Source organism: Streptomyces sp. NPDC089424, assembly GCF_044749345.1.
Classification (GTDB): domain Bacteria; phylum Actinomycetota; class Actinomycetes; order Streptomycetales; family Streptomycetaceae; genus Streptomyces.
On the sequence record NZ_JBIVHU010000002.1, the window covers coordinates 1,620,737 to 1,644,158 of the forward strand.

Sequence of the window (23,422 nt, forward strand, 5' to 3'; positions counted from 1 at the left end):
TCCGGTCACCCACCACCCGGTACGCCCCACCAGGTACCGCTCCGGTCACACACCACCCGGCACGCACCCCTCCGGTCACACACCACCCCGAACACCCACCACCCGGTCCCACACCACCCCGGTCACCCACCACCTGGCACGTACCCCTCCGGTCACACACCACCCCGAACACCCACCACCCGGCACGCACCCCTCCAGTCACACACCACCCCGGTCACCCACCACCTGGCACGCACCACTCCGGACACCAACCACCCCGGTCACCCACCACCTGGCACGCACCACTCCGGACACCAACCACCCGGCAAGCACCCCTCCAGTCACACACCACCCGCAATCGCACCACCCGCTGACGCAAGGCGCCGTGACATAGCACCGGCCACGCCCCAGTGGCCGTACCCCACCGGCCGCAAGGCCCTCCGGCGCTGCGACCGGTCGAGTCGGCCCTCGCTACGACACCACCTGCGCCGAATAGTCCGGTCGGCCCGGTCGGCGGCCGGCTACTCTCCGCAGGCTCAGCACCATGGTGAGGCCGCCGCCGGGAGTGTCCTCGGCGTCGAGCGTGCCCTCCATGGCCTCGGCGAAGCCGCGGGCGACGGCCAGGCCCAGTCCGACCCCGGCCCCGCGCGGGGCGTCGCCGTAGCGCTGGAACGGCTCGAAAATGCGCTGCTTGGCCTCGTCGGGGACGCCCGGTCCACGGTCCACGACCCGTACTTCGACCCGGTCGTTGATGGCGCTCGCCGACACCAGTACATGGCTGTCCGGCGGGCTGTACTTGACCGCGTTCTCCACGAGGTTGGCCACCGCCCGCTCCAGCAGCCCCTTGTCGACCTGGACCATGGGGAGCGTCTCGGGGATGTCCAGGTCCACGCTGCCCTCGGGGACGCCCCCGAGGGCCATGGGCACCACCTCGTCGAGGTCGATCTCCCGCAGCAGCGGGGAGACCGTTCCGGTCTGCAGGCGGGACATGTCGAGCAGATTGCCGACCAGGTTGTCGAGCCGGTCCGCGCCCTCCTCGATCGCCTCCAGCAGGTCCGCCTGATCCTGCTCGGACCACTCGACGTCGTCCGAACGCAGCGACGTCACCGAGGCCTTGATACCCGCGAGCGGAGTCCGCAGATCATGGCTGACGGCGGCCAGCAGCGCCGTACGGATGCGGTTGCCCTCGGCGAGCCTGCGCGCCTGGTCCGCCTCCTCCTGGAGCCGGCGGCGGTCCAGGACGACCACGGCCTGCGCGGCGAATGCGGCGAGCACCCGCCGGTCCTCGGCGGGCAGCACCCGGCCGTTCAGCGCGAGCGCCATGTGGTCACCGACGGGCATGTCGACGTGCGCGTCGTCCGGCGACCCGGCAGGCCTCGGACCCACGCTGCCCGCGCAGGTCCAGGGAGCGACGTCGGATTCCCGCTCCAGCAGCCCCACCGACTCCATGCCGAACGTCTCACGCACCCGCTCCAGCAGTTCCTCCAGGCTGGTCTCACCCCGCAGCACGTTTCCCGCGAGGAAGGAGAGGATCTCCGACTCCGCCCGCAGCCGGGCCGCCTGGTGCGTACGCCGGGCGGCCAGGTCCACCACGGAGGCCACCGACACCGCCACGCCTACGAATATGACGATGGCGACGATGTTCTTCGGGTCGGCGATGGTCAGGGTGTGGACCGGTGGCGTGAAGAACCAGTTGAGCAGCAGTGAGCCCACCACCGCGGAGGCCAGCGCCGGCAGCAGTCCGCCGAGCAGGGCCGCGGCCACCGTGAGTGTCAGGTACAGCAGCATGTCGTTGGCCAGGCCCACCTCGGGCGTGACCCCGGTCAGCAGGAGGGTCAGCAGCAGGGGGCCCAGTACACCGACCAGCCAGCCCCAGATGATGCGGGAGCGGCCGAGGCGGGCGCCGCGCGCGACGGGCAGTCCGCGTCCCTTGCCCATCTCGGCGTGGGTGATGAGGTGCACGTCGAGGTCGGGTCCCGACTCACGGGCGACGGTCGCGCCGACGCCCGGCCCGAAGACGTACTGCCAGGTCTTGCGGCGGGAGACGCCGAGCAGGATCTGGGTGGCGTTGACGCCGCGTGCGAAGTCCAGCAGCGCGGCGGGGATGTCCTCGCCCACCACCTGGTGGAAGGTGCCACCGAGGTCCTCCACCAGGGCGCGCTGGACGGCCAGTTCCTTGGGAGAGGCCCCGGACAGGCCGTCGCTGCGGGAGATGTAGACCGCGAGCACCTCGCCGCCGGCGCCCTTCTCCGCGAGCCGCACGGCCCGCCGGATGAGGGTCCGGCCCTCCGGGCCACCGGTGAGCCCGACCACGATCCGCTCACGCGAACCCCAGATCTTGGACACCCGGTGTTCGTTGCGGTATTCGGTGAGGTACTCGTCGACGCGGTCGGCCACCCACAGCAGCGCCAGTTCGCGCAGGGCCGTGAGGTTGCCGGGCCGGAAGTAGTTGGAGAGCGCCGCGTCGACCTTGTCCGGCTTGTAGATGTTGCCGTGCGCCATCCGGCGGCGCAGCGCCTCGGGCGACATGTCGACCAGTTCCACCTGGTCCGCACGCCGCACGACCTCGTCGGGCACGGTCTCGCGCTGCCGGATGCCCGTGATGGACTCGACGACGTCGCCGAGGGACTCCAGGTGCTGGATGTTGACCGTCGAGATGACGTCGATGCCCGCCGCCAGCAACTCCTCGACGTCCTGCCAGCGCTTGGCGTTGCGGGAGCCGGGGATGTTGGTGTGCGCGAGTTCGTCGACCAGCGCCACCTGGGGTCGGCGGGCCAGCACCGCGTCCACGTCCATCTCGCTGAACACACCGCCCCGGTATTCGAGTTGACGGCGGGCGACCTGTTCCAGGCCGTGCAGCATCACCTCGGTGCGTGGGCGGTTGTGGTGCTCGACGAACGCCACCGCACAGTCGGTGCCCCGTTCGACGCGCCGGTGCCCCTCGGAGAGCATCGCGTACGTCTTGCCGACGCCCGGGGCGGCGCCGAGGTAGATCCGAAGCTTGCCGCGTGCCATGTTCACCCTTCGAAGCGGTAACCCATGCCGGGTTCGGTGATGAGGTAGCGGGGGTGCGAGGGATCCGCTTCCAGTTTCCGCCGGAGCTGGGCCATGTAGACCCGCAGGTAGTTGGTCTTGTTGCGCTGGGACACTCCCCAGACCTCCTGGAGCAGGTGCTTCTGCGTGACGAGCCGGCCGGGGTGGGTGACCAGGATCTCCAGCAGATGCCATTCGGTCGGTGTGAGCCGCACGTCCCGTCCGTCCCGTGCGGCCTTCTTGGCGAGCAGGTCGATGGTGAAGTCCGGGGTCTGCACCAACTTCCGCTCGGGGGCCACGGGCATCTCCTCGGTGCGGCGGACGGCCGCCCGCAGGCGGGCCATGAGTTCGTCCATGCTGAACGGCTTGGTGACGTAGTCGTCCGCGCCCGCGTCCAGCGCCACGACCTTCTCGTCGGACGCCTGGCGGGCCGACAGCACCACGATCGGGACCTTCGTCCAGCCGCGCAGTGCCTTGATCACGTCGATGCCGTCCATGTCCGGCAGCCCGAGGTCGAGCATCACGACGTCGGGCTGCCGGGCGGCCGCGAGGCGGAGGGCCGTGGCGCCGTCGGGCGCCGCGTCCACTCCGTAGCGGCGCGCCTGCAGGTTGATCACGAGGGCTCTCACGAGCTGCGGGTCGTCCTCCACCACCAGCACCCGGGTCATGGGTGTGCGCCTTTCCTCTCGAACGCGCCGGTCGCGACGCGACCGGCGCCACGGCGGCGGGAGCCGGCCGTCCCGGAGGGTGTCTCCGTCCGCCGACTCCCGCGTGACTCGCGTAACGCCATCAGCTCTTGGCCACGAGTTCCTTGAGCGCGACGTTCAGCTCCAGGACGTTGACCCGGGGCTCACCGATGAAGCCGAGCGAGCGCCCCTCGGTGTTCTTGTCCACGAGCTTCTGGACCTCGGCGACGGGCAGTCCGTTCTTCTCGGCGACCCGGTGCACCTGGATGTCCGCGTAGGCGGGCGAGATGTGCGGGTCCAGTCCGGAGCCGGAGGACGTCACGGCGTCCGCCGGAACCTGGGAGGGCTTGACCGTCCAGCCGGGCACCGAGTTGTCCTTGACCACGGCGGCCTTGGCGTCCTTCACCCACTGGATGAGCTCTTCGTTGTCACCGGAGCGGTTGGTCGCGCCGGAGAGGATGAGCGAGTACTGGGTGTTGACGCTGTTGGTGCCCAGGCCGTTCTGCGGGCGGCCCTGGAACCACTGGAGGTCGGGCTCCGGGGTCTCCTGGCCCTTCTTCAGCGGCAGGTTGTAGGCCTGACCGATCAGGGAGGAGCCGACGACCTTGCCCTGGGAGCTGATCTCCGAGCCGTTCGCCTTGTTGCTGAACAGGCCCTGAGCGACGCCGGTCACGACCAGCGGGTAGATGACGCCCGTCACCAGGGTCAGCACGAGGAGGGCGCGCAGGCCCGCCCCGAGCAACCGGGCGGTGTTGGATACCGAGTTGTTCATGGCGATCAGCCGATTCCGGGGATGAGGGAGATGATCATGTCGATGATCTTGATGCCGATGAAGGGGGCTATCAGGCCGCCGAGTCCGTAGATCCCGAGGTTGCGGCGGAGCAGCCGGTCCGCGCTCACCGGCCGGTACTGCACACCCCGCAGGGCGAGCGGCACCAGCGCGATGATGACCAGCGCGTTGAAGATGACCGCGGACAGGATCGCCGAGTCCGGCGAGGACAGCTGCATGATGTTCAGCTTGTCCAGGCCCGGGTAGACCGCCGCGAACAGCGCCGGGATGATCGCGAAGTACTTCGCGACGTCGTTGGCGATGGAGAAGGTGGTCAGCGCACCGCGCGTGATCAGCAACTGCTTGCCGATCTCGACGATCTCGATGAGCTTCGTCGGGTTGGAGTCGAGGTCGACCATGTTGCCGGCCTCCTTGGCGGCCGACGTACCGGTGTTCATCGCCACGCCGACGTCGGCCTGCGCGAGCGCCGGGGCGTCGTTGGTGCCGTCACCGGTCATCGCGACCAGCTTTCCGCCCGCCTGCTCCCGCTTGATGAGCGCCATCTTGTCCTCGGGAGTGGCCTCGGCGAGGAAGTCGTCGACGCCGGCCTCCTCGGCGATCGCCTTGGCGGTGAGCGGGTTGTCGCCGGTGATCATGACGGTCTTGATGCCCATGCGGCGCAGTTCCTGGAACCGCTCGCGCATGCCGTCCTTGACGACGTCCTTGAGGTGGATGACGCCCAGCACGCGGGCGCCGTCGGCGTCCTCGACGGCCACCAGCAGCGGGGTGCCGCCCGCCTCGGAGATCCGACGGGTCACCCGGTCGGCGTCCTCGGCGATCTCGCCGCCGCGCTCGCTCACCCAGGCGGTGACCGAACCGGCCGCGCCCTTGCGGACCTTCCTGCCGTCCACGTCGACGCCGGACATCCGGGTCTGGGCGGTGAAGGCGATCCATTCGGCGTGCGACAGCTCGCCCTGGTGGCGCTCGCGCAGCCCGTACTTCTCCTTCGCCAGGACGACGACGGAGCGGCCCTCGGGCGTCTCGTCGGCGAGCGACGACAGCTGGGCGGCGTCCGCGAGCTGGGCGGCCGTCACACCGCTCACCGGCACGAACTCCGACGCCTGACGGTTGCCGAGGGTGATGGTGCCGGTCTTGTCCAGCAGCAGGGTGGAGACGTCACCGGCGGCCTCGACCGCGCGGCCCGACATCGCCAGGACGTTGCGCTGGACCAGGCGGTCCATGCCGGCGATACCGATCGCGGACAGCAGGGCGCCGATGGTCGTCGGGATGAGGCAGACCAGCAGGGCGACCAGCACGACCATCGTCAGGTCGGTGCCCGCGTAGTTCGCGAGCGGGGGCAGCGTGGCGCAGGCGAGCAGGAAGACGATCGTCAGCGAGGCGAGCAGGATGTTCAGCGCGATCTCGTTGGGCGTCTTCTGCCGGGAGGCACCCTCGACGAGGCTGATCATCCGGTCGATGAAGGTCTCGCCCGGCTTCGTCGTGATCTTGATGGCGATGCGGTCGGAGAGCACCTTCGTGCCGCCGGTGACCGCGGAACGGTCGCCGCCCGACTCCCGGATCACGGGGGCCGATTCACCGGTGATCGCCGACTCGTCGACGCTCGCGACACCCTCGACGACGTCGCCGTCGCCGGGAATGACATCGCCGGCCTCACAGACGACCAGGTCGCCGATACGCAGCTCGGTGCCGGGCACCCGCTCCTCGCGGTCACCCACGAGGCGCCGGGCCACCGTGTCGGTCTTGGCCTTGCGCAGGGTGTCGGCCTGCGCCTTGCCACGCCCCTCGGCCACGGCCTCGGCCAGGTTGGCGAAGATCACCGTGAGCCAGAGCCAGGCGCTGATGGTCCAGCCGAACCAGTCGGTCGGGTCCGTGAAGGAGAAGACGGTGGTCAGGACGGAGCCGATCCACACCACGAACATCACGGGCGACTTGATCATCACCCGCGGGTCGAGCTTGCGGAAGGCGTCCGGCAGCGACCTGAGGAGCTGCTTGGGGTCGAAGAGGCCCGCGCCGACACGGCCCTCTGCGGACTTGTGCCCGGAGGGTACGTCGCTGTGCGGCGCCCGGGTCGGAGTGGCTGTGGACATCGAGTCCTCTTGCTTCTGTGTGCGAGTGGTCATCACGCCAGCCCCTCGGCCAGCGGTCCCAGCGCCAGCGCCGGGAAGTACGTGAGACCGGTGATGATGATGACCGTGCCGACGAGCAGGCCGGTGTACAGCGGCTTGTCCGTCCGCAGGGTGCCCGCGGTCGCCGGCACCGGCTTCTGCTCGGCGAGCGAGCCCGCGAGCGCCAGGATGAAGACCATCGGCACGAACCGTCCGAGCAGCATGGCGATGCCGAGCGTGCTGTTGAACCACTGGGTGTCCGCGTTCAGGCCGGCGAAGGCCGAGCCGTTGTTGTTCGCGGCGGACGTGTAGGCGTACAGGATCTCGGAGAAGCCGTGCGCCCCGCTGTTGGTCATCGAGTTGCCCGGAGTGGGCAGCGCCATCGCGATCGCGGTGAAGACCAGCACGAGTGCCGGGGTCACCAGGATGTAGAGGGCCGCCAGCTTGATCTCACGGGTGCCGATCTTCTTGCCCAGGTACTCGGGCGTACGGCCCACCATCAGACCGGCGATGAACACCGCGATGATCGCGAGGATCAGCATGCCGTAGAGGCCGGAACCGACGCCACCGGGCGCGATCTCGCCCAGCATCATGCCGAGCATCGTGATGCCGCCGCCGAGGCCGGTGAAGGAGGAGTGGAAGGAGTCGACCGCACCGGTCGAGGTCAGGGTGGTGGAGACCGCGAAGATCGACGAACCGCCGATACCGAAGCGGAGCTCCTTGCCCTCCATCGCGCCACCCGCGATGTCGAACGCCGGGCCGTGGTGGGCGAACTCGGTCCACATCATCAGGCCGACGAAGGAGATCCAGATCGTGGCCATGGTCGCGAGGATCGCGTAGCCCTGCTTGACCGAACCCACCAGGACACCGAAGGTGCGGGTCAGGGAGAACGGGATGACCAGGATCAGGAAGATCTCGAAGAGGTTCGTGAACGGGGTCGGGTTCTCGAAGGGGTGGGCGCTGTTGGCGTTGAAGTAGCCGCCGCCGTTGGTGCCCAGCTCCTTGATCGCCTCCTGCGACGCGACCGCGCCGCCGTTCCACTCCTGCGTGCCGCCCATGAACTGGCCGACCTCGTGGATCCCGGAGAAGTTCTGGATGGCGCCGAGGGAGACCAGGACGACCGCGCCGATGAACGCGAGCGGCACCAGGATGCGGACGGTGCCGCGCACCAGGTCCGCCCAGAAGTTGCCGAGGTCACCGGTGCGGGAGCGGGCGAAGCCGCGCACCAGCGCCACCGCGACGGCCATGCCGACGGCCGCGGAGACGAAGTTCTGCACGGCCAGACCGCCGGTCTGGACGACGTGGCCCATGGCCTGTTCGCCGTAGTACGACTGCCAGTTGGTGTTGGCCACGAACGACACGGCCGTGTTGAACGCCTGGTCCGGGTCGATCGCCGCGAAGCCGAGCGATCCGGGCAGGACGCCCTGGAGCCGCTGGAGCAGGTAGAGGAAGAGGACACCGATCGCCGAGAAGGCGAGGACGCCGCGGAGGTACGCGGTCCAGCGCATCTCGGTGTCGGGGTTGGCACCTATGCCCTTGTAGATCCACTTCTCGACACGCCAGTGCTTGTCGGTGGAGTAGACCTTGGCCATGTAGTTGCCAAGGGGGACGTGGACGATCGCCAGTGCGCCGATCAGGGCGAGCAGCTGGAGTACGCCGGCAAGTACGGGACCCATGTCGTGCTCAGAACCTCTCCGGGAAGATCAGGGCGAGGACGAGATAGCCGAGCAGGGCGACGGCCACGACCAGGCCGACTACGTTTTCGATGGTCACAGCTTCGTCACCCCCTTGGCGACGAGGATCACCAGCGCGAACAGCGCGATCGTGGTGACGACGAAGGCCAGATCGGCCATCGTGAACTCCTGGAGTCGAGATTCGAATGGACACGGACTTGTTAGAGGAAACCTCCTCCTTGGCCGGTTTCGACCGTCGTTGACGGGTCCCTTACGGCCCACTGCGCGGCCTTGACGAGACCCTGACGGCGACCCCGCCCGCACGGATGTGGACCGGCTCTGCGGGCGCCCGGCATGCTCGACGTCACCGTCGCGTCTGCCGTTCAGAGCCCTTCCGGCGCCCCGTTGCCGGCGGTGTGACCTGCGCGGCGGCCGCGTCCCGCCGTCGTGCCGTCAAGAAGTCCTCACGCCCACGTCAGGGAGCCGTCAATGCCCCTGGACGTCGCGCACGAGGCTCCTACCGTCGGCCGTATGGGACACCGTGAAGACCCGAACCGGGATCTGACCGACCTGCCCGCCCCCCACCCCGCTCCGCCGGTCCACGACCGGCACTGGGTCCGTGACGTGCGCGGCGCGATCGGCTGTGCCGGGGTGCTGCTGGCCCTGCTGCTCCTGTTGGACTCGGCTGCCGGCACCCTGACTGCGTGGCGCGCGGTGCTCTGGGCCGTCCTCGCCCTGCTGCTGCTCGCGGTGCTTTGCCCGTCCCGCATCTCCGCCGGCGAGGGATGGATCGTCGCCCGGTCCCTGCTGCGCTCCCGCCGGGTCCGTACCGATCTACTCGTCTCCGTGAGCTGCCTGGACGGCGTATCGCAGCGGTTGCTGCTGCGCGACGCCTTCGGCGACCGGTTCGAGATCGACCCTCGGGTGCTGATGGACAACCCCGAGCTGTGGCGCCGCCTCGACGAGGACGCCCGCCGGGCGGAGGCGTCCGGTTTCCTGCTGTGCGGGACCACGGCGCTGAGCCGTCTCTCAGCCAGGATCGACGCCGAGACGGCACACACCGTCTTCAAGGTGTCGGGCCTGGATTGAGGCCACCCGTCCCAGCCACACCTGCGTGGGTGGCCGCGCCCCGGCGTACGTGCGTCGAGGACGTCACGTGCGAGTGCGCCGGGCAGTCGGATGCGGCTCTTCGCGACGAGGCCGGGCAAGGTCACCGGGCCCGGACGGAACTAGGCGGACCGGCAGACGTCAGCCCCGGCCTCGTGACCCGGTACGACCGCCCGGGCCCGACCCCGGTCCCCGAACGACCTGCTGCCCGTGCGCGCGAACACCGTCCGGCACGCCCCATCCCGTACCGCCCCGCACGCTCGACCCGGCCGGGGCAGCCCCGGCCCTGAACGACGAACGGCCCTGGCGGGTACGCCGATCAGGCACGACCCCGATCCCCGCCGCCCGCTCCAGCCGGGCACGCACCTGGCGCACCCCGAACGACGGCCCCGACGCGAACCTGGTCGAGTCCGACCGACGGCCCCGACCCGAACCCGGTCGAGTCCGTCCAACGCCCCGACGCGAACCTCGTCCAGAACGACCGACGGCCACGCGCGGACACCGGCCCCAGCCACCAGCCCGTACGACGGCCCCCCTCCGCCGTAACCAGCACCGTACGACGGCCCCATCCCTCGCCGCGGCCAGGCCCCGTAGGGCTGGCGCGGCCCCTGCCGACGAGACACCCACCCGGCCGAACTGGTCTCGGTCGGCCCACCCCCACCCGGCCGGCACCACGTCGCCGCACAGCCCGGGCCCTCGACGCGATCTCAGTTCAGGTGGCACCCGGCGGCCCGGCCCCATCCCGATTCCGCGACGGCCCCGCCGTCAACGACGCGACCCCTGGCCGACGTGGTCGGACATCCCGGCTCCCGGCGCGTCCGGCCTCTCGGCCAGCGGCATCGACACGACCATGGTCAGCCCGCCGCCGGGGGTGTCCTCGGGACTGACGGTTCCGCTCATCGCCTCCGTCAGTCCACGGGCGAGCGCCAGCCCCAGCCCGAGCCCGGTGGTGTTGTCCGTGTCGCCGAGCCGCTGAAACGGCTCGAACAGTCGCTCCCGGCCGGCCACCGGCAGTCCGGGACCCCGGTCCACGACGCGCAGTTCCACCCGGCCCGCCAGCACACTGGCACTGACCAGCACTTTCGTACCGGCCGGGGCGTACCGATCGGCGTTGCCGACCAGGTTGGCGATGACACGTTCCAGCAGTGGCGGATCCGCCAGCACCTGCGGAATCCGCTCCAGGTCCCCGACCTCGACGCCGGGGGTGTCCGTCAGTGCCGCCGGGAGCACCTCCTCCAGCGAGGTCGGCCTCAGGTTCAGCTTGAGCACGCCCGCCTCCAGCCGGCTGAGGTCGAGCAGGTTCTCCACCAGGCGGTTCAGCTTGGCCATGGACTCGTCGGCGGTGGCCAGAAGCTCGTCGCGGTCCACCGCGGAGAACTCGACGTCCCGGCTGCGCAGCGAGGTGACGGCGGCCCAGCCGGCGGCGAGCGGGGTACGCAGGTCGTGCCCGACGGCCCGCAGCAGCGCCGTACGCATCCGGTCCGCGGCGCGCACCGGTTCGACCTCGGCGGCCGCCTCGGCGAGCCGGGCCCGTTCCACGGCCGCCCCCACATGCGCGGCGAAGGCGGCGAGGACCCGCCGCTCGGAGGCCGACAGGGCACCACCCCGCAGCACCAGGTAGCCCCCTGGCCCGGCAGGTACCACGGTGTCGCCGTCCTCGTCCGTGCGGCCACCCCGCAACCGGACAGCACCCGTCCCTCCCTCCTCGGCGACCTCGGACACGAGTTCCACGGAGTCCACTCCGAAGGTCTCCCGGGTGCGCTCCAGCAGCGCCGGGATCGTCTGGCCGCCGCGGACGATGCTGCCGGCCAGCGAGGACATCGTCTCCGCCTCCGCGGTGGCACGCGCGGCGCGGCGCGACAGTCTCAGCGAGCGGTCGACGACGGCGGCCACGGTGGCGGCGACCACCGCGAAGACGCCGAGCGCCACAAGGGCGTTGGCGTCGGCGAGCGTGAACTGCCCTATGGGCGGGATGAACCAGTAGTTGAGCAGCACCGACGCCGTGAGGGAGGCGATCACGGCGGAGGCCACGCCGCCTATGCAGGCCACGCCCACCACCGCGAGCAGGAACAGCAGGGCCTCGCTGGTGAGGGTCAACGTGCCCCGCAGCTGGGCCAGGACGATCGTCAGCAGCAACGGCAGCACCAGCCCGGCCACCGGCCCCGCGATCATCCGGGCCCTCGACAGCGTACGGCGCCGGGACGGCAGCAGGGTGCCGCGACCGGCCCGCTCGTGTGTGACCTGATGGACGTCGATGTCACCGGAGAGCGCGACGACTCTCTCCCCCGTGCCCGAACCGGTCAAAAACCGCTCCAGGCGTCCGCGCCGACTGGAGCCGAGGACGAGTTGGGTGGCGTTCTCGGCCCGCGCGAAGTCCACCAGCGCGGTGGCGGCGTCGTCACCGACCACGGAGTGATAGCTGCCGCCGAGGTCCTCCACCAGCCGGCGCTGCCGGGCCAGCGACGCGTGGGAGAAGCCGGTGGCGAGACCGTCGCTGCGGGCCACGTGCACGGCGAGCAGATCCCCGCCCGCCGACCGGTCGGCGATCCGGGCGGCGCGCCGGATGAGCGTGTCGCCCTCCGGACCTCCGGTCAGGGCGACCACGACCCGCTCCCGGGTCTCCCACACCCTGCCTATCGAGTGCTCGGCGCGGTAGGTCTGCAGGGCCTCGTCGACCCGGTCGGCCGTCCACAGCAGCGCCAGTTGGCGCAGCGCGGTCAGGTTCCCCGGCCGGAAGTAGTTGGCGAGGGCCGCGTCGATCTTCTCGGGGGCGTAGATGTTGCCGTGCGCCATCCGGCGGCGCAGCGCCTCGGGCGCCATGTCGACCAGTTCGACCTGATGGGCTCGGCGCACCACCTCGTCCGGCACGGTCTCCTGCTGGGGCACCCCGGTGATCTTCTCGACGACGTCCTTGATCGACTCCAGGTGCTGGATGTTGACGGCGGTGACGACGTCGATCCCGGCGGCGAGCAACTCCTCGACGTCCTGCCATCGTTTGGCGTTCCGGCCGCCGCCGGGGACGTTGCTGTGGGCGAGTTCGTCCACGACGGCGACCTGCGGCCGGCGGGCCAGGACCCCGGCGAGGTCCATCTCCTCGAACCGGCCGCCGCGGTAGGCGCACGGGACCGGCTGGAGGACCTCCAGACCGTCCAGCATCGCCTCGGTGCCGGGTCGCCCGTGGCACTCGGCGAACCCCACGACCACATCGACTCCGCGGGCGGCACGACGCCGCCCCTCGTCGAGCATGCGATACGTCTTGCCGACCCCCGGAGCCGCTCCGAGATAGACCTTCAGCCGTCCGCGCCGTACTTCGTTCATCCCCCTCAGGGAAGCGCCCGGCGGCACCCGGGGTCAGTCCTTTTGACGCGTCCCTGGCGCAACTCACAAGGACGTTGACACCGCCTTGACGACACACGGGCGCGGGGCCGGACGGTCCTGCCGGACCGCCGAGTCGAACCACGACGGATTCGACCACCACGACACCACCACGGCACCACCACGGCACAGGACGACGGCACAGGACCACGTCGTACGACGACCGTGTCCTCGATCACGCGCCCGGCAAGGTGAGAAGCAGAACCGTGGCCGCGCACGGAAGGCACAGCCGCGCGGGAACGGAACCCCGTCGGCGGCGGCGCGGAGCGGCCCGCGCGGCCACGGTCCGCTGCCGGAGGCACTCCACCGGTCCGGCCACGCCCCCTCCTGACCGCGGCGGCCGCACTCCGCGGTCCCGCGCCATGCCAGGCACGGCCCCCACGCGACGGACGGTCGCCCCTCCTCCCACTCCTCAGGCGCGCTTGACGAGATGCTGACGGGGCCCGCGGTGCAGCCGTATGAGAGCCGCAAATTCGGCGAGGATTCGCGCCGTCCGGATCACCGGCGGTGGTTCCATTCTCCTCTGACCGCCGCGGAGGCCGCGGGCGCCAGGGGCCTCCCGCCGACGGCGCCCGATGCGCCCCGGTCGTCATCCCGCCGCCGGTGGTCAGTACCCCGTGCGGTGCCGGGGCCCCGGCACCGCACGGCTCCGGCGTCCGACGCACTGTCCGACCTGCCGGCCCGCCGGCGTGCCCCGGCACGCACGGGGCCGGTCACGAGACACGAAGGTGTCCATGTTTCCCGCAGCTCCCGAGCAGGCCCCGGCGTCCCCTCCACAGCCCACCGCGCCGACCGTCCCGCGGCGGCGCGCGCAGGGCGGCCTGTTCGATCCGGCCCAGCTCGTCCGGTCCTTCCCCGATGCCCTGCGCAAACTCCACCCGCGGGACCTGGTGAGGAACCCGGTGCTGTGCGTGGTCTCCGTCGGAGCGGTCGTGACCACCCTGTCGGCCGTGCTCAACCCGGCCGTCTTCACGTGGACGATCAGCGTCTGGCTGTGGCTGACGGTCGTCTTCGCCAACCTCGCCGAGGCCGTGGCGGAGGGCAGGGGCAAGGCCCAGGCGGAGTCGCTGCGCCGCGCGCGCACGGAGACCGTGGCGCTGCGGATCCTCGACTGGCGTTACGGCAGCGACCTGCGCATCGCACGCACGGAGGCCGTCACGCCCGCCGCCCTCAAGCCGCTGGACGTGGTCCTGGTCGAGGCGGGCCGGACGATCCCGGCCGACGGCGACGTGGTCGACGGTGTGGCGGCGGTCGACGAGTCCGCCGTGACCGGTGAGTCCGCCCCCGTCGTCCGTGAGGCCGGCGGCGACCGCAGCGGAGTGACGGGCGGTACCACCGTCCTGTCCGACCGTGTCGTCGTGCGGATCAGCGCCCGCCCCGGGCACAGCTTCCTGGACAGGATGATCGCCCTGGTCGAGGGCGCCTCCCGGCAGAAGACGCCGAACGAGATCGCGCTGAACATCCTGCTGGCGGCGCTGACCATCGTGTTCCTCCTGGTCGTGGTCACCCTGCAACCCATGGCCGCCTACGCGGACGCCGCCCAGTCGACGACCGTGCTCGTCGCCCTGCTGGTCACGCTCATACCGACGACCATCGGTGCCCTGCTGTCCGCGATCGGCATCGCCGGCATGGACCGGCTGGTGCAGCGCAACGTGCTCGCCATGTCCGGGCGCGCTGTCGAGGCGGCGGGCGACGTCACCACGCTGCTGCTGGACAAGACCGGCACCATCACCCTGGGCAACCGTGAGGCCGCCGCCTTCGTGCCCATGCCGGGCATCGAGGAGGGGCGGCTCGCCGAGGCCGCCCAGCTGTCGTCGCTGGCCGACGAGACGCCCGAGGGCCGGTCCGTCGTCGTGCTGGCGAAGGTGCGGTTCGGGCTGCGTGCGCCCTCGGCGGAAGAGCTGACGCATGCGCGATGGGTGCCCTTCAGCGCCCGTACCCGGATGAGCGGCGTCGACCTGCGCTGGGACAACGGCGCCGTGTGCGCGATCCGCAAGGGCGCCGCCCAGCAGGTGATCGAGTGGGTGCAGATGTACGGCGGTCAGATCCCGTCCGAGGCACGGCACTTCGCCGACTCGGTGGCTGCGGCCGGGGGCACGCCGCTGCTCGTGGCCGTGCACGACTGGGACGGCCCGCGCGTGCTGGGACTCGTGCACCTCAAGGACGTGGTGAAGGAAGGCATCCACGAACGCTTCGCGCAGTTGCGCCGGATGGGTATCCGCACGGTGATGGTCACCGGCGACAACCCGGTGACCGCCAAGGCGATCGCCCGGGAGGCGGGCGTCGACGACTTCCTCGCCGAGGCCACTCCCGAGGACAAACTAGCGCTGATCAGGCGGGAGCAGGCGGGCGGGAAGCTGGTCGCGATGACCGGTGACGGCACCAACGACGCCCCGGCGCTCGCGCAGGCCGATGTCGGCGTGGCGATGAACACCGGTACGTCGGCCGCCAAGGAGGCCGGCAACATGGTCGACCTCGACTCCAACCCGACGAAGCTCATCGACATCGTCGAGATCGGCAAGCAACTCCTCATCACCCGAGGCGCGCTGACGACGTTCTCCATCACCAACGACGTGGCCAAGTACTTCGCGATCATCCCCGCCATGTTCGCGGGGGCCTACCCGGGCCTTGAGGCCTTGAACGTGATGGGCCTGCACAGCCCGACGTCCGCCATCACCGCTGCGATCATCTTCAACGCGCTGATCATCGTGGCGTTGATCCCCCTGGCCCTGCGTGGAGTGCGCTACAAGCCCGCCTCCGCACACGATCTCCTGCGCCGCAACCTGCTCCTGTACGGGCTCGGCGGTCTCGTGCTGCCGTTCGTGGGCATCAAGGTGATCGACCTGCTGATCTCCGGCATACCCGGCCTCGGCTGACTGTGACACTCGGTGTCCATCCCCGGGGTCCGGGACGCCCACCCCCATACGGCTCAACAGGGCCGAAGTCCACACGATTGCCACGGCCTTGATGCGCCGCCCCGCCCCACCGCCCAGTCTTAACGCAAGCTTGACGCCGCGAGCCCCGCCAAGCGCAGGCCCAGGCGTCACTCTCCGCATACGCTGAGCGCGCCGTCCGCGTGATGGCCGCACCGCATGCCGAGCCGCACCAACTGGAGCACGTCGATGGCCCCGACCCCGCACACCGCACCCGGCCGCCTGCGCGCCTGGATGCTGGAAGGGCTGTCCGACATGGGCAGGCCGGGCGGCCACCAGGGCCCGCACGCCGCTCCCGCTCCCCCGGCCGAGGGCCGCCCCTGGTACCGCGTGATGTGCCTGACCGGCGTCGACTACTTCTCCACCCTCGGCTACCAGCCCGGCATCGCCGCCCTCGCGGCAGGTCTGCTCTCGCCCGTCGCGACCGTCGTGCTGGTGATCGTCACCCTGGCGGGCGCCCTGCCGGTCTACCGGAGAGTGGCCGAGGAGAGCCCGCACGGCCAGGGCTCCATCGCGATGCTGGAACGCCTGCTCACCTTCTGGAAGGGCAAGCTGTTCGTCCTCACACTGCTCGGCTTCGCCGCCACCGACTTCCTGATCACCATCACGCTCTCGGCCGCCGACGCCTCCACCCACCTGATCGAGAACCCCCACCTCAACGACGCCCTGCACGACCGGCAGCTGCTGATCACCATGGTGCTCATCGCCCTGCTCGGCGCGGTGTTCCTCAAGGGCTTCCTGGAGGCCATCGGCGTCGCGGTCGCCCTGGTGGCCACCTACCTGGCGCTCAACGCCGTGGTGGTCGCGGCCGGCCTCTGGCATGTCGCCGCCGAGGGCCATGTCGTCACCGACTGGACCAGCGCCCTGACCGCCGAGCACGGCAACGTCTTCGTGATGATCGGCTTGGCCCTGATCGTCTTCCCCAAGTTGGCCCTCGGCCTCTCCGGCTTCGAGACCGGCGTCGCCGTGATGCCGCACGTCAAGGGCGACGCGCGCGACACCGAGGAGCGTCCCGAGGGCCGGGTCCGCGGCACCAAGAAGCTGCTCACCACCGCCGCCCTGATCATGAGCGGCTTCCTGATCGCCACCAGCTTCATCACCACGCTGCTCATCCCGGCGGCCGAGTTCGAGGAGGGCGGACAGGCCAACGGCCGCGCGCTGGCCTATCTCGCGCACGAGTACCTGGGAAGCGCCTTCGGCACGGTGTACGACGTCTCGACCATCGCCATCCTGTGGTTCGCCGGCGCCTCGGCCATGGCGGGCCTGCTCAACCTGATGCCGCGCTACCTGCCCCGCTACGGCATGGCCCCGCACTGGGCGCGAGCGGTACGCCCGATGGTCATCGTCTTCATCCTGGTCGCCTTCCTGGTGACCTGGCTCTTCGACGCCGACGTGGACGCGCAGGGCGGCGCCTACGCCACCGGAGTGCTGGTGCTGATCAGCTCGGCGGCGATCGCGGTGACCATCGCCGCCCGCAAGGCCGGCCAGCGCCGATGGACCGTGGGCTTCGGCGTGATCTCGGTGGTGTTCCTGTACACCACGGTGGTGAACGTGGTCGAGCGCCCCGACGGTGTGAAGATCGGCGCCTGCTTCATCGCGGGCATCATGATCCTCTCCCTGGTCTCCCGGCTGGCCCGCGCCTTCGAGCTCCGGGTGACCAGCGTGACCCTGGACCCCATGGCGGAGCGGTTCGTGCGGGACATCGCCAGCCGCAAGATCCGGTTCATCGCGAACGAGCCCGACAGCCGGGACGTCGCCGAGTACCGCGACAAGATCGAGCAGATCCGCCAGGACAACGACGTCGCCGGCCCCGAGGACTTCGTGTTCGTCGAGGTGACGGTGACCGACCCGTCCGAGTTCGAGGCCGGCGTGGCGGTCCACGGCGAGGTCCTGCACAACCGCTACCGCGTCCTGACCCTGGAGTCCTCCTCCATCCCCAACGCCCTGGCCGCCCTGCTCCTGCACGTCCGCGACACCACGGGCTGCACCCCGCACATCTACTTCGAGTGGACCGAGGGCAATCCCTTCGCCAACTTCCTGCGCTTCTTCCTCTTCGGCCAGGGCGAGGTCGCACCGGTCACCCGGGAGGTGCTGCGCGTCGCCGAGCCGGACGTGACCCGACGCCCCCGCGTGCACACCGGCTGAGGTCCGCACCGCCGGAGGTCCCCGCACCGCACCTGCGGCGGGCCCGCACCCACCCCCGGCGATCCCCCGTCCTATCGTGACGGGCATGCACTCCTACACGATCGGCCAGGCCGCCCGGCTCCTCGGCGTGAGCCCCGACACCGCGCGCCGCTGGGCGGACGCCGGCCGCGTGGCCACCCTCCGCGACGACAGCGGCCGACGCCTCATCGACGGCAGGGACCTCGCCGCCTTCTCGGTCGAGCTGGCAAGGTCAGGAAGCGGCGAGGAGGAGGCGCCCTACACCTCGGCCCGCAACGCCTTCCCCGGCATCGTGACCGCCATCAAGCTGGGCGACGTCGCCGCCCAGGTCGAGATCCAGGCGGGCCCGCACCGCCTGGTCTCCCTGCTGACCCGTGAGGCGGTCGAGGAGCTGGGTCTTGAGGTCGGCATGGAGGCCACGGCCCGCGTGAAGTCGACAAACGTACACATCGACCGCACCTGACCCGGCCGGCGACCGGAAGTCCGCGAACGCACGGCGAGGGCCCCACGAAGGAGCCCTCGCCGCCACGGACCTCAGTCCTCGTACGCGTCCAGCGGCGGGCAGGAGCACACCAGGTTCCGGTCACCGAAGGCCTGGTCGATGCGGCGCACCGGCGGCCAGTACTTGTCGGCGACCGACACCCCGGCCGGGAAGACGGCATCCTCGCGCGTGTACGCGTGGCTCCACTCGCCGCCCAGCAGGCCGGCGGTGTGCGGAGCGTTGCGCAGCGGGTTGTCGTCGGCCGGCCACTCGCCCGCGCCGACCTTCTCGATCTCGGCGCGAATGGCGATCATCGCCTCGCAGAACCGGTCGATCTCGGTGAGGTCCTCGGACTCGGTCGGTTCGATCATCAGCGTCCCGGCCACCGGGAACGACATCGTCGGCGCGTGGAAGCCGTAGTCGATCAGCCGCTTGGCCACGTCGTCGACGCTGACGCCGGTGGCCTTGGTCAGGGGCCGCAGATCGATGATGCACTCGTGCGCGACCAGCCCGCCCGGACCGGTGTAGAGCACCGGGTAGTGCGGCTCCAGGCGCTTGGCGATGTAGTTGGCGCTCAGCACGGCCACCTGCGTGGCCCGCTTCAGGCCCTCCCCGCCCATGAGGCGCACATAGGCCCACGAGATCGGCAGGATGCCCGCCGAGCCCCACGGCGCGGCCGAGATCGGCCCGACCCCGGTCTCCGGCCCGGCCTCGGGCTGCAGGGGGTGGTTGGGCAGGTACGGCGCGAGGTGCGAGCGCACGGCCACGGGGCCGACGCCGGGACCGCCGCCGCCGTGCGGGATGCAGAAGGTCTTGTGCAGGTTGAGGTGGGACACGTCGCCGCCGAAGTGCCCCGGCTTCGCGAGCCCGACGAGGGCGTTGAGGTTGGCCCCGTCGACGTAGACCTGACCACCCGCGTCGTGCACCTGGGCGCAGATGTCGGCGACGTGCTCCTCGAACACACCGTGCGTGGACGGGTACGTGATCATGAGCACGGACAGTTCGTCGCGGTACTGCTCGATCTTCGCCCGCAGGTCCTCGACGTCGATCTCGCCGTCCCCGGCGGTCTTCACGACGACGACCTTCATGCCGGCCATGACGGCGCTCGCGGCGTTCGTGCCGTGCGCGGAGGACGGGATCAGGCACACGGTCCGCTGCTCGTCGCCGTTGGCACGGTGGTAGCCGCGCACGGCGAGCAGGCCGGCCAGTTCGCCCTGCGACCCGGCGTTGGGCTGCAACGACACGTTGTCGTAGCCGGTGACCTCGGCGAGGCGGTCCTCCAGCTCATGGATGAGCGTCAGGTATCCCGCCGCCTGCTCGGCCGGCGCGAACGGGTGCAGCTGACCGAACTCCGGCCAGGTGACCGGCTCCATCTCCGTGGTCGCGTTGAGCTTCATCGTGCAGGAGCCCAGCGGGATCATGCCGCGGTCGAGCGCGTAGTCGCGGTCGGCGAGCCGGCGCAGGTAGCGCAGCATCGCGGTCTCGGAGCGGTGCTGCTGGAAGACCGGGTGCGTCAGGTACGCGTCGGTGCGCAGCAGCCCGTCGGGCAGCGCGTCCTGCGTACCGCCGTCCAGCGCCTCGATGTCGCCCTCTACGCCGAACGCGGACCATACGGCGGTCAGCTGGTCCCGCGTGGTGGTCTCGTCGCAGGCCATGGAGACCTGGTCGGCGTCGACGCGCCACAGGTTGACGCCGTTGTCGCGCGCGGCGGCGACGACCTCGGCCGCCCGGCCCGGCACCCGCGCGGTGACGGTGTCGAAGTAGGCGCCGTGCACGATCTCGACGCCGCCGTCGCGAAGGCCCTCGGCGAGGATCGCGGCGTAGCGGTGGGTGCGCTGCGCGATGCTCCGCAGGCCCTCGGGCCCGTGGTAGACGGCGTACATCCCGGCCATCACGGCCAGCAGCACCTGCGCGGTGCAGATGTTGCTGGTCGCCTTCTCGCGCCGGATGTGCTGCTCACGCGTCTGGAGCGCCAGCCGGTAGGCCTTGTTGCCGTCGGCGTCGACGGAGACGCCCACGAGCCGCCCGGGCAGGCTGCGCGCGAACTTCTCCTGCACCGCCATGTAGCCCGCGTGCGGCCCGCCGAAGCCCATCGGCACACCGAACCGCTGGGTCGTGCCGACCGCGATGTCGGCCCCCAGCTCGCCCGGCGACTTCAGCAGCGTCAGCGCCAGCAGGTCCGCGGCGACGGTGACGAGCGCGCCCAGCTCGTGCGCCTGGTCGACGACCGCCTTGATGTCGCGCACGGCGCCGGAGGCACCCGGGTACTGGATCAGCACGCCGTTGATCTCACGCTCGGCGACCTCGGCCGGAATGCCGTCGGCGAGGTCGGCGACGACCACCTCGACCCCGGTCGGCTCGGCGCGTCCCTGGATCACGGCGACGGTCTGCGGCAGCGCGTCCGCGTCGACCAGGAAGAGGCCCTTCTTGTTCTTGCCCATACGCCGGGAGAGCGCCATGGCCTCGGCCGCGGCCGTGCCCTCGTCGAGCAGCGAGGCGCCGGAGGTCGGCAGCCCGGCGAGGTCGGCGACCACGGTCTGGAAGTTCAGCAGCGCCTCCAGCCGGCCCTGCGAGATCTCCGGCTGGTACGGCGTGTACGCGGTGTACCAGGCCGGGTTCTCCATGACGTTGCGCATCACGACCGGCGGGGTGAAGGTCCCGTAGTAGCCGAGCCCGATCATGGAACCCAGCACCTGGTTGCGGTCGGCCAGGGAGCGCAGCTCCCGCAGCACCTCGGCCTCGGTCCGCGCGCCCGGCAGGTCCAGGGAGTCGGCGTTCTTGATCACATCCGGTACCGCGGCGGCGGTGAGCTCGTCGAGCGAGCCGTAGCCGACCTGCGCGAGCATCTTGGCCCGCGCCTCCTGGTCGGGCCCGATGTGGCGCTGCTCGAAGGGGATGCCCTGTTCGAGCTCGGAGAGCGGAATGCGCTGGGCGGTCATTGCGGAGGCCTCCTGGTCTGACACGACCTTCGAGGGACACCCCGGCACGGGTGCCCCGACGGCCTCCCCCTCTGTCATCTCAACCTGAGAGCTTCACCGGCCGCCACAGGACGTCCGGCTTGCACCGTCGGTGAGAGCGGGAGCCGTGACACCCGCTCTGCTTTCCAGAGTGACCTCGTCCGTGCGGTACGTGGGCCTGAGAGATTCCGGGGAGGATTTGCTCCTTCGGCGCCCCCGGTGGTGATCTCCGGAGGACTCTCCCGCACGGGGTCAGCAGCCGCTTGCCAGCGTACCAGCGAGGTCAACGCCCGGGCGTTCGAGTGGCCGCGTTCCGCAATGTGCTCTTTCGTAGTGCTTACGGATGAGGTGCGAGCGAGTGGAGGGCCCGTGCAGACCGACATCGATCCGCGCAACCTGATCGGACGCAAGGCATTCGACCGACACGGCAGCAAGATCGGCACCATCGACGAGGTGTACCTCGACGACGCGACCGGCGTACCGGAGTGGGCGGCCATACGGACCGGCCTGTTCAGCAGGGACGCCTTCGTCCCGCTGGAGCCGAGCGAGCTGATCGACGGCACGCTGCACGTCCCCTTCGAGCGCGCCCTGATCAAGGACGCCCCCGACTTCGGCGTCGGCCGCCACCTCTCCCCTGAGCAGGAACTCCAGCTCTACCACCACTACGGACTCGACGTGGCCGCTCCCCCGGCGCTTCCGGACCGCGACTTCGGCAAGCTGGCGGGCTCGGACGAGACATGACCTGCGGGGCTCAGCCCTGGAGCTCGGGTCTTCGCGCCACCAGCGGCAGCGGGTCCGCCGGCTCCAGCGCGGGATCGTCGACCCGGAAGGTCCGCACCCGCCCGGGCTCCGACTCGGGTGTCTCGAACCGCACGGTCACTCTCCCCAGCCCGCTGCCCTGCACCCATCCGTGGCCGTGCTCGGCGTGCAGGACGTCGAGCCCGGCCGCCCAGCGGCGCTCGACGGGCCCGGCCTCCGGCCGTGCGGGCTCCTCCGCGACGTCCTCCGCCGCCCCCTCGTCCCGCTCCCCCGCCGCCTGCGCGAACAGGTCCTCCTGGGTGTAGTCGGCCAGCCCGCTGACCCCGACCCCCAGCAGCCGCACACCCCCGGTCGTGTCCACGGAGTCCAGCAGCCGGGCCGCCGCCTCCCGCACCACCGCCGGGTCGTCCGTGGGCCCCCGCAGCGTCTCCGACCGGGTCAGCGTCGAGAAGTCGTACCGCCGCACCTTCAGGACGATCGTCCGCCCCGAGAGCCCGGCCCCGCGCAGCCGCCGCACACACCGGTCCGCGAGCCGCTGCACCTCCAGCCCGACCCGGACCCGGTCGTGGATGTCCACGTCGTAGGTGTCCTCGACCGACACGGACTTCGCCTCCCGCTCGGCGACCACCGGCCGGTCGTCACGGGCCAGCGCCATGGCGTACAGCGCGTGCCCGTGCGCCTTGCCCAGCAGCCGTACGAGCTCGTCCTCGCCCGCCTCGGCGATCTCACCGACGGTGGTGATCCCGGCCCGGCGCAGATGGTCGCCGGTCGCGGGCCCGACGCCTGGCAGCGTCCGCACCGGCATCGGCTCCAGCAGCTCCCGCTCCGTGCCCGGCTCGATCAGCACCAGACCGTCCGGCTTGGCCTCCTCGGAGGCGATCTTCGCGAGCATCTTGGAGGCGGCGAGCCCGACGGACCCGGTGAGGCCGGTGACGGCCCGTATGTCGGCCCGCAGCCGCACGCCGGCCAGCCGCGCCGACTCCCGGTCCCACGCCGCCCCACCGGCCTCCAGATCGACGAACGCCTCGTCCAGGCTGAGCGGCTCCACCAGCGGCGACAGCGCCCGCAGCAGGCCCATCACCTGCTCGCTGATCGTCCGGTACAACCCGAAGCGGGGCACCAGATAGGCGGCGTTCGGCGCGAGCCGGCGCGCCTGCCCCATGGGCATCGCCGAATGCACCCCGAACACCCGGGCCTCGTACGAGCAGGTCGCCACCACCCCGCGCGGCCCGAGCCCACCCACGATCACGGCCTTCCCGCGCAGGCTCGGCTTGGACGCCTGCTCCACCGAGGCGAAGAAGGCATCCATGTCGAGATGCAGGATCGTGGGCGCGGTTCTCACATGTCCGATGCTGCCTCACGCCACTGACAACGCCGCCGC

The 23,422-nt window shown here is 70.9% G+C and carries 14 protein-coding genes and 1 riboswitch; of the genes, 5 read left to right on the forward strand and 9 right to left on the reverse strand.

Annotation, left to right across the window (positions count from 1 at the left end):
* Positions 1-450 precede the first annotated feature (450 nt).
* From ACIP2X_RS14885 to kdpF, 6 genes are all read right to left on the reverse strand, one after another.
* Positions 451-2,994: a DUF4118 domain-containing protein gene (locus ACIP2X_RS14885; RefSeq protein WP_401672177.1), complete on the reverse strand. Its 2,544-nt coding sequence runs from the start codon at positions 2,992-2,994 to the stop codon at positions 451-453.
* A 2-nt stretch (positions 2,995-2,996) separates the two neighbouring features.
* Positions 2,997-3,680, reverse strand: a complete 684-nt coding sequence (locus ACIP2X_RS14890) for a response regulator (protein ID WP_401672180.1) — start codon at positions 3,678-3,680, stop codon at positions 2,997-2,999.
* 121 nt (positions 3,681-3,801) lie between these two features.
* Positions 3,802-4,470 (reverse strand): potassium-transporting ATPase subunit C, encoded by a 669-nt coding sequence (locus ACIP2X_RS14895; RefSeq protein WP_401672183.1) that lies wholly within the window; start codon positions 4,468-4,470, stop codon positions 3,802-3,804.
* Positions 4,471-4,475: 5 nt separating this feature from the next.
* The gene (kdpB, locus tag ACIP2X_RS14900; RefSeq protein ID WP_401672186.1) at positions 4,476-6,575 is read right to left on the reverse strand and encodes a potassium-transporting ATPase subunit KdpB; all 2,100 of its coding nucleotides are present in this window, start codon (positions 6,573-6,575) and stop codon (positions 4,476-4,478) included.
* A 32-nt stretch (positions 6,576-6,607) separates the two neighbouring features.
* Entirely contained in the window at positions 6,608-8,269 is a 1,662-nt protein-coding gene (gene kdpA / locus ACIP2X_RS14905; RefSeq protein ID WP_401672188.1) for a potassium-transporting ATPase subunit KdpA, read from the reverse strand.
* A 7-nt stretch (positions 8,270-8,276) separates the two neighbouring features.
* On the reverse strand, positions 8,277-8,366 hold the full coding sequence (gene kdpF / locus ACIP2X_RS14910) for a K(+)-transporting ATPase subunit F (protein WP_401672192.1): 90 nt from the start codon (positions 8,364-8,366) through the stop codon (positions 8,277-8,279).
* Positions 8,367-8,797: 431 nt separating this feature from the next.
* Between kdpF and ACIP2X_RS14915 the strand changes: the two genes are divergently transcribed.
* Complete coding sequence (locus ACIP2X_RS14915) at positions 8,798-9,355, forward strand: hypothetical protein (protein WP_401672194.1); 558 nt, start codon at positions 8,798-8,800, stop codon at positions 9,353-9,355.
* A 783-nt stretch (positions 9,356-10,138) separates the two neighbouring features.
* Here the strand turns inward: ACIP2X_RS14915 and ACIP2X_RS14920 are convergent.
* Positions 10,139-12,691 (reverse strand): ATP-binding protein, encoded by a 2,553-nt coding sequence (locus tag ACIP2X_RS14920; RefSeq protein ID WP_401672197.1) that lies wholly within the window; start codon positions 12,689-12,691, stop codon positions 10,139-10,141.
* A 791-nt stretch (positions 12,692-13,482) separates the two neighbouring features.
* Here ACIP2X_RS14920 and kdpB (ACIP2X_RS14925) point away from each other — a divergent pair.
* The 3 genes from kdpB (ACIP2X_RS14925) to ACIP2X_RS14935 all read left to right on the forward strand — a co-directional run bounded on the left by kdpB (ACIP2X_RS14925) (position 13,483) and on the right by ACIP2X_RS14935 (position 18,307).
* Positions 13,483-15,624: a potassium-transporting ATPase subunit KdpB gene (kdpB, locus tag ACIP2X_RS14925; RefSeq protein WP_401672199.1), complete on the forward strand. Its 2,142-nt coding sequence runs from the start codon at positions 13,483-13,485 to the stop codon at positions 15,622-15,624.
* A 246-nt stretch (positions 15,625-15,870) separates the two neighbouring features.
* Entirely contained in the window at positions 15,871-17,826 is a 1,956-nt protein-coding gene (locus ACIP2X_RS14930) for an amino acid transporter (protein WP_401672384.1), read from the forward strand.
* A gap of 85 nt (positions 17,827-17,911) precedes the next feature.
* Positions 17,912-18,307, forward strand: coding sequence for a molybdopterin-binding protein (locus ACIP2X_RS14935; protein ID WP_401672202.1), 396 nt, complete (start codon positions 17,912-17,914; stop codon positions 18,305-18,307).
* Positions 18,308-18,378: 71 nt separating this feature from the next.
* On the opposite strand, the gene gcvP is transcribed toward ACIP2X_RS14935, so the two are convergent.
* Positions 18,379-21,264, reverse strand: coding sequence for an aminomethyl-transferring glycine dehydrogenase (gene gcvP / locus ACIP2X_RS14940; protein WP_401672204.1), 2,886 nt, complete (start codon positions 21,262-21,264; stop codon positions 18,379-18,381).
* A gap of 174 nt (positions 21,265-21,438) precedes the next feature.
* Positions 21,439-21,537, reverse strand: a riboswitch (glycine riboswitch).
* A 114-nt stretch (positions 21,538-21,651) separates the two neighbouring features.
* Between gcvP and ACIP2X_RS14945 the strand changes: the two genes are divergently transcribed.
* Positions 21,652-22,023 (forward strand): PRC-barrel domain-containing protein, encoded by a 372-nt coding sequence (locus tag ACIP2X_RS14945; RefSeq protein WP_365448118.1) that lies wholly within the window; start codon positions 21,652-21,654, stop codon positions 22,021-22,023.
* A gap of 10 nt (positions 22,024-22,033) precedes the next feature.
* Here the strand turns inward: ACIP2X_RS14945 and ACIP2X_RS14950 are convergent, their stop codons facing one another.
* On the reverse strand, positions 22,034-23,383 hold the full coding sequence (locus tag ACIP2X_RS14950) for a DNA polymerase IV (RefSeq protein WP_401672207.1): 1,350 nt from the start codon (positions 23,381-23,383) through the stop codon (positions 22,034-22,036).
* Positions 23,384-23,422: the final 39 nt, after the last annotated feature.

Coding starts and splice junctions, on each gene's coding strand:
- ACIP2X_RS14885 (WP_401672177.1), bottom strand. CDS start 2,994: ATGGCACGCGGCAAGCTTCGGATCTACCTCGGCGCCGCCCCGGGCGTC.
- ACIP2X_RS14890 (WP_401672180.1), bottom strand. CDS start 3,680: ATGACCCGGGTGCTGGTGGTGGAGGACGACCCGCAGCTCGTGAGAGCC.
- ACIP2X_RS14895 (WP_401672183.1), bottom strand. CDS start 4,470: ATGAACAACTCGGTATCCAACACCGCCCGGTTGCTCGGGGCGGGCCTG.
- kdpB (WP_401672186.1), bottom strand. CDS start 6,575: ATGTCCACAGCCACTCCGACCCGGGCGCCGCACAGCGACGTACCCTCC.
- kdpA (WP_401672188.1), bottom strand. CDS start 8,269: ATGGGTCCCGTACTTGCCGGCGTACTCCAGCTGCTCGCCCTGATCGGC.
- ACIP2X_RS14915 (WP_401672194.1), top strand. CDS start 8,798: ATGGGACACCGTGAAGACCCGAACCGGGATCTGACCGACCTGCCCGCC.
- ACIP2X_RS14920 (WP_401672197.1), bottom strand. CDS start 12,691: ATGAACGAAGTACGGCGCGGACGGCTGAAGGTCTATCTCGGAGCGGCT.
- kdpB (WP_401672199.1), top strand. CDS start 13,483: ATGTTTCCCGCAGCTCCCGAGCAGGCCCCGGCGTCCCCTCCACAGCCC.
- ACIP2X_RS14930 (WP_401672384.1), top strand. CDS start 15,871: ATGGCCCCGACCCCGCACACCGCACCCGGCCGCCTGCGCGCCTGGATG.
- ACIP2X_RS14935 (WP_401672202.1), top strand. CDS start 17,912: ATGCACTCCTACACGATCGGCCAGGCCGCCCGGCTCCTCGGCGTGAGC.
- gcvP (WP_401672204.1), bottom strand. CDS start 21,264: ATGACCGCCCAGCGCATTCCGCTCTCCGAGCTCGAACAGGGCATCCCC.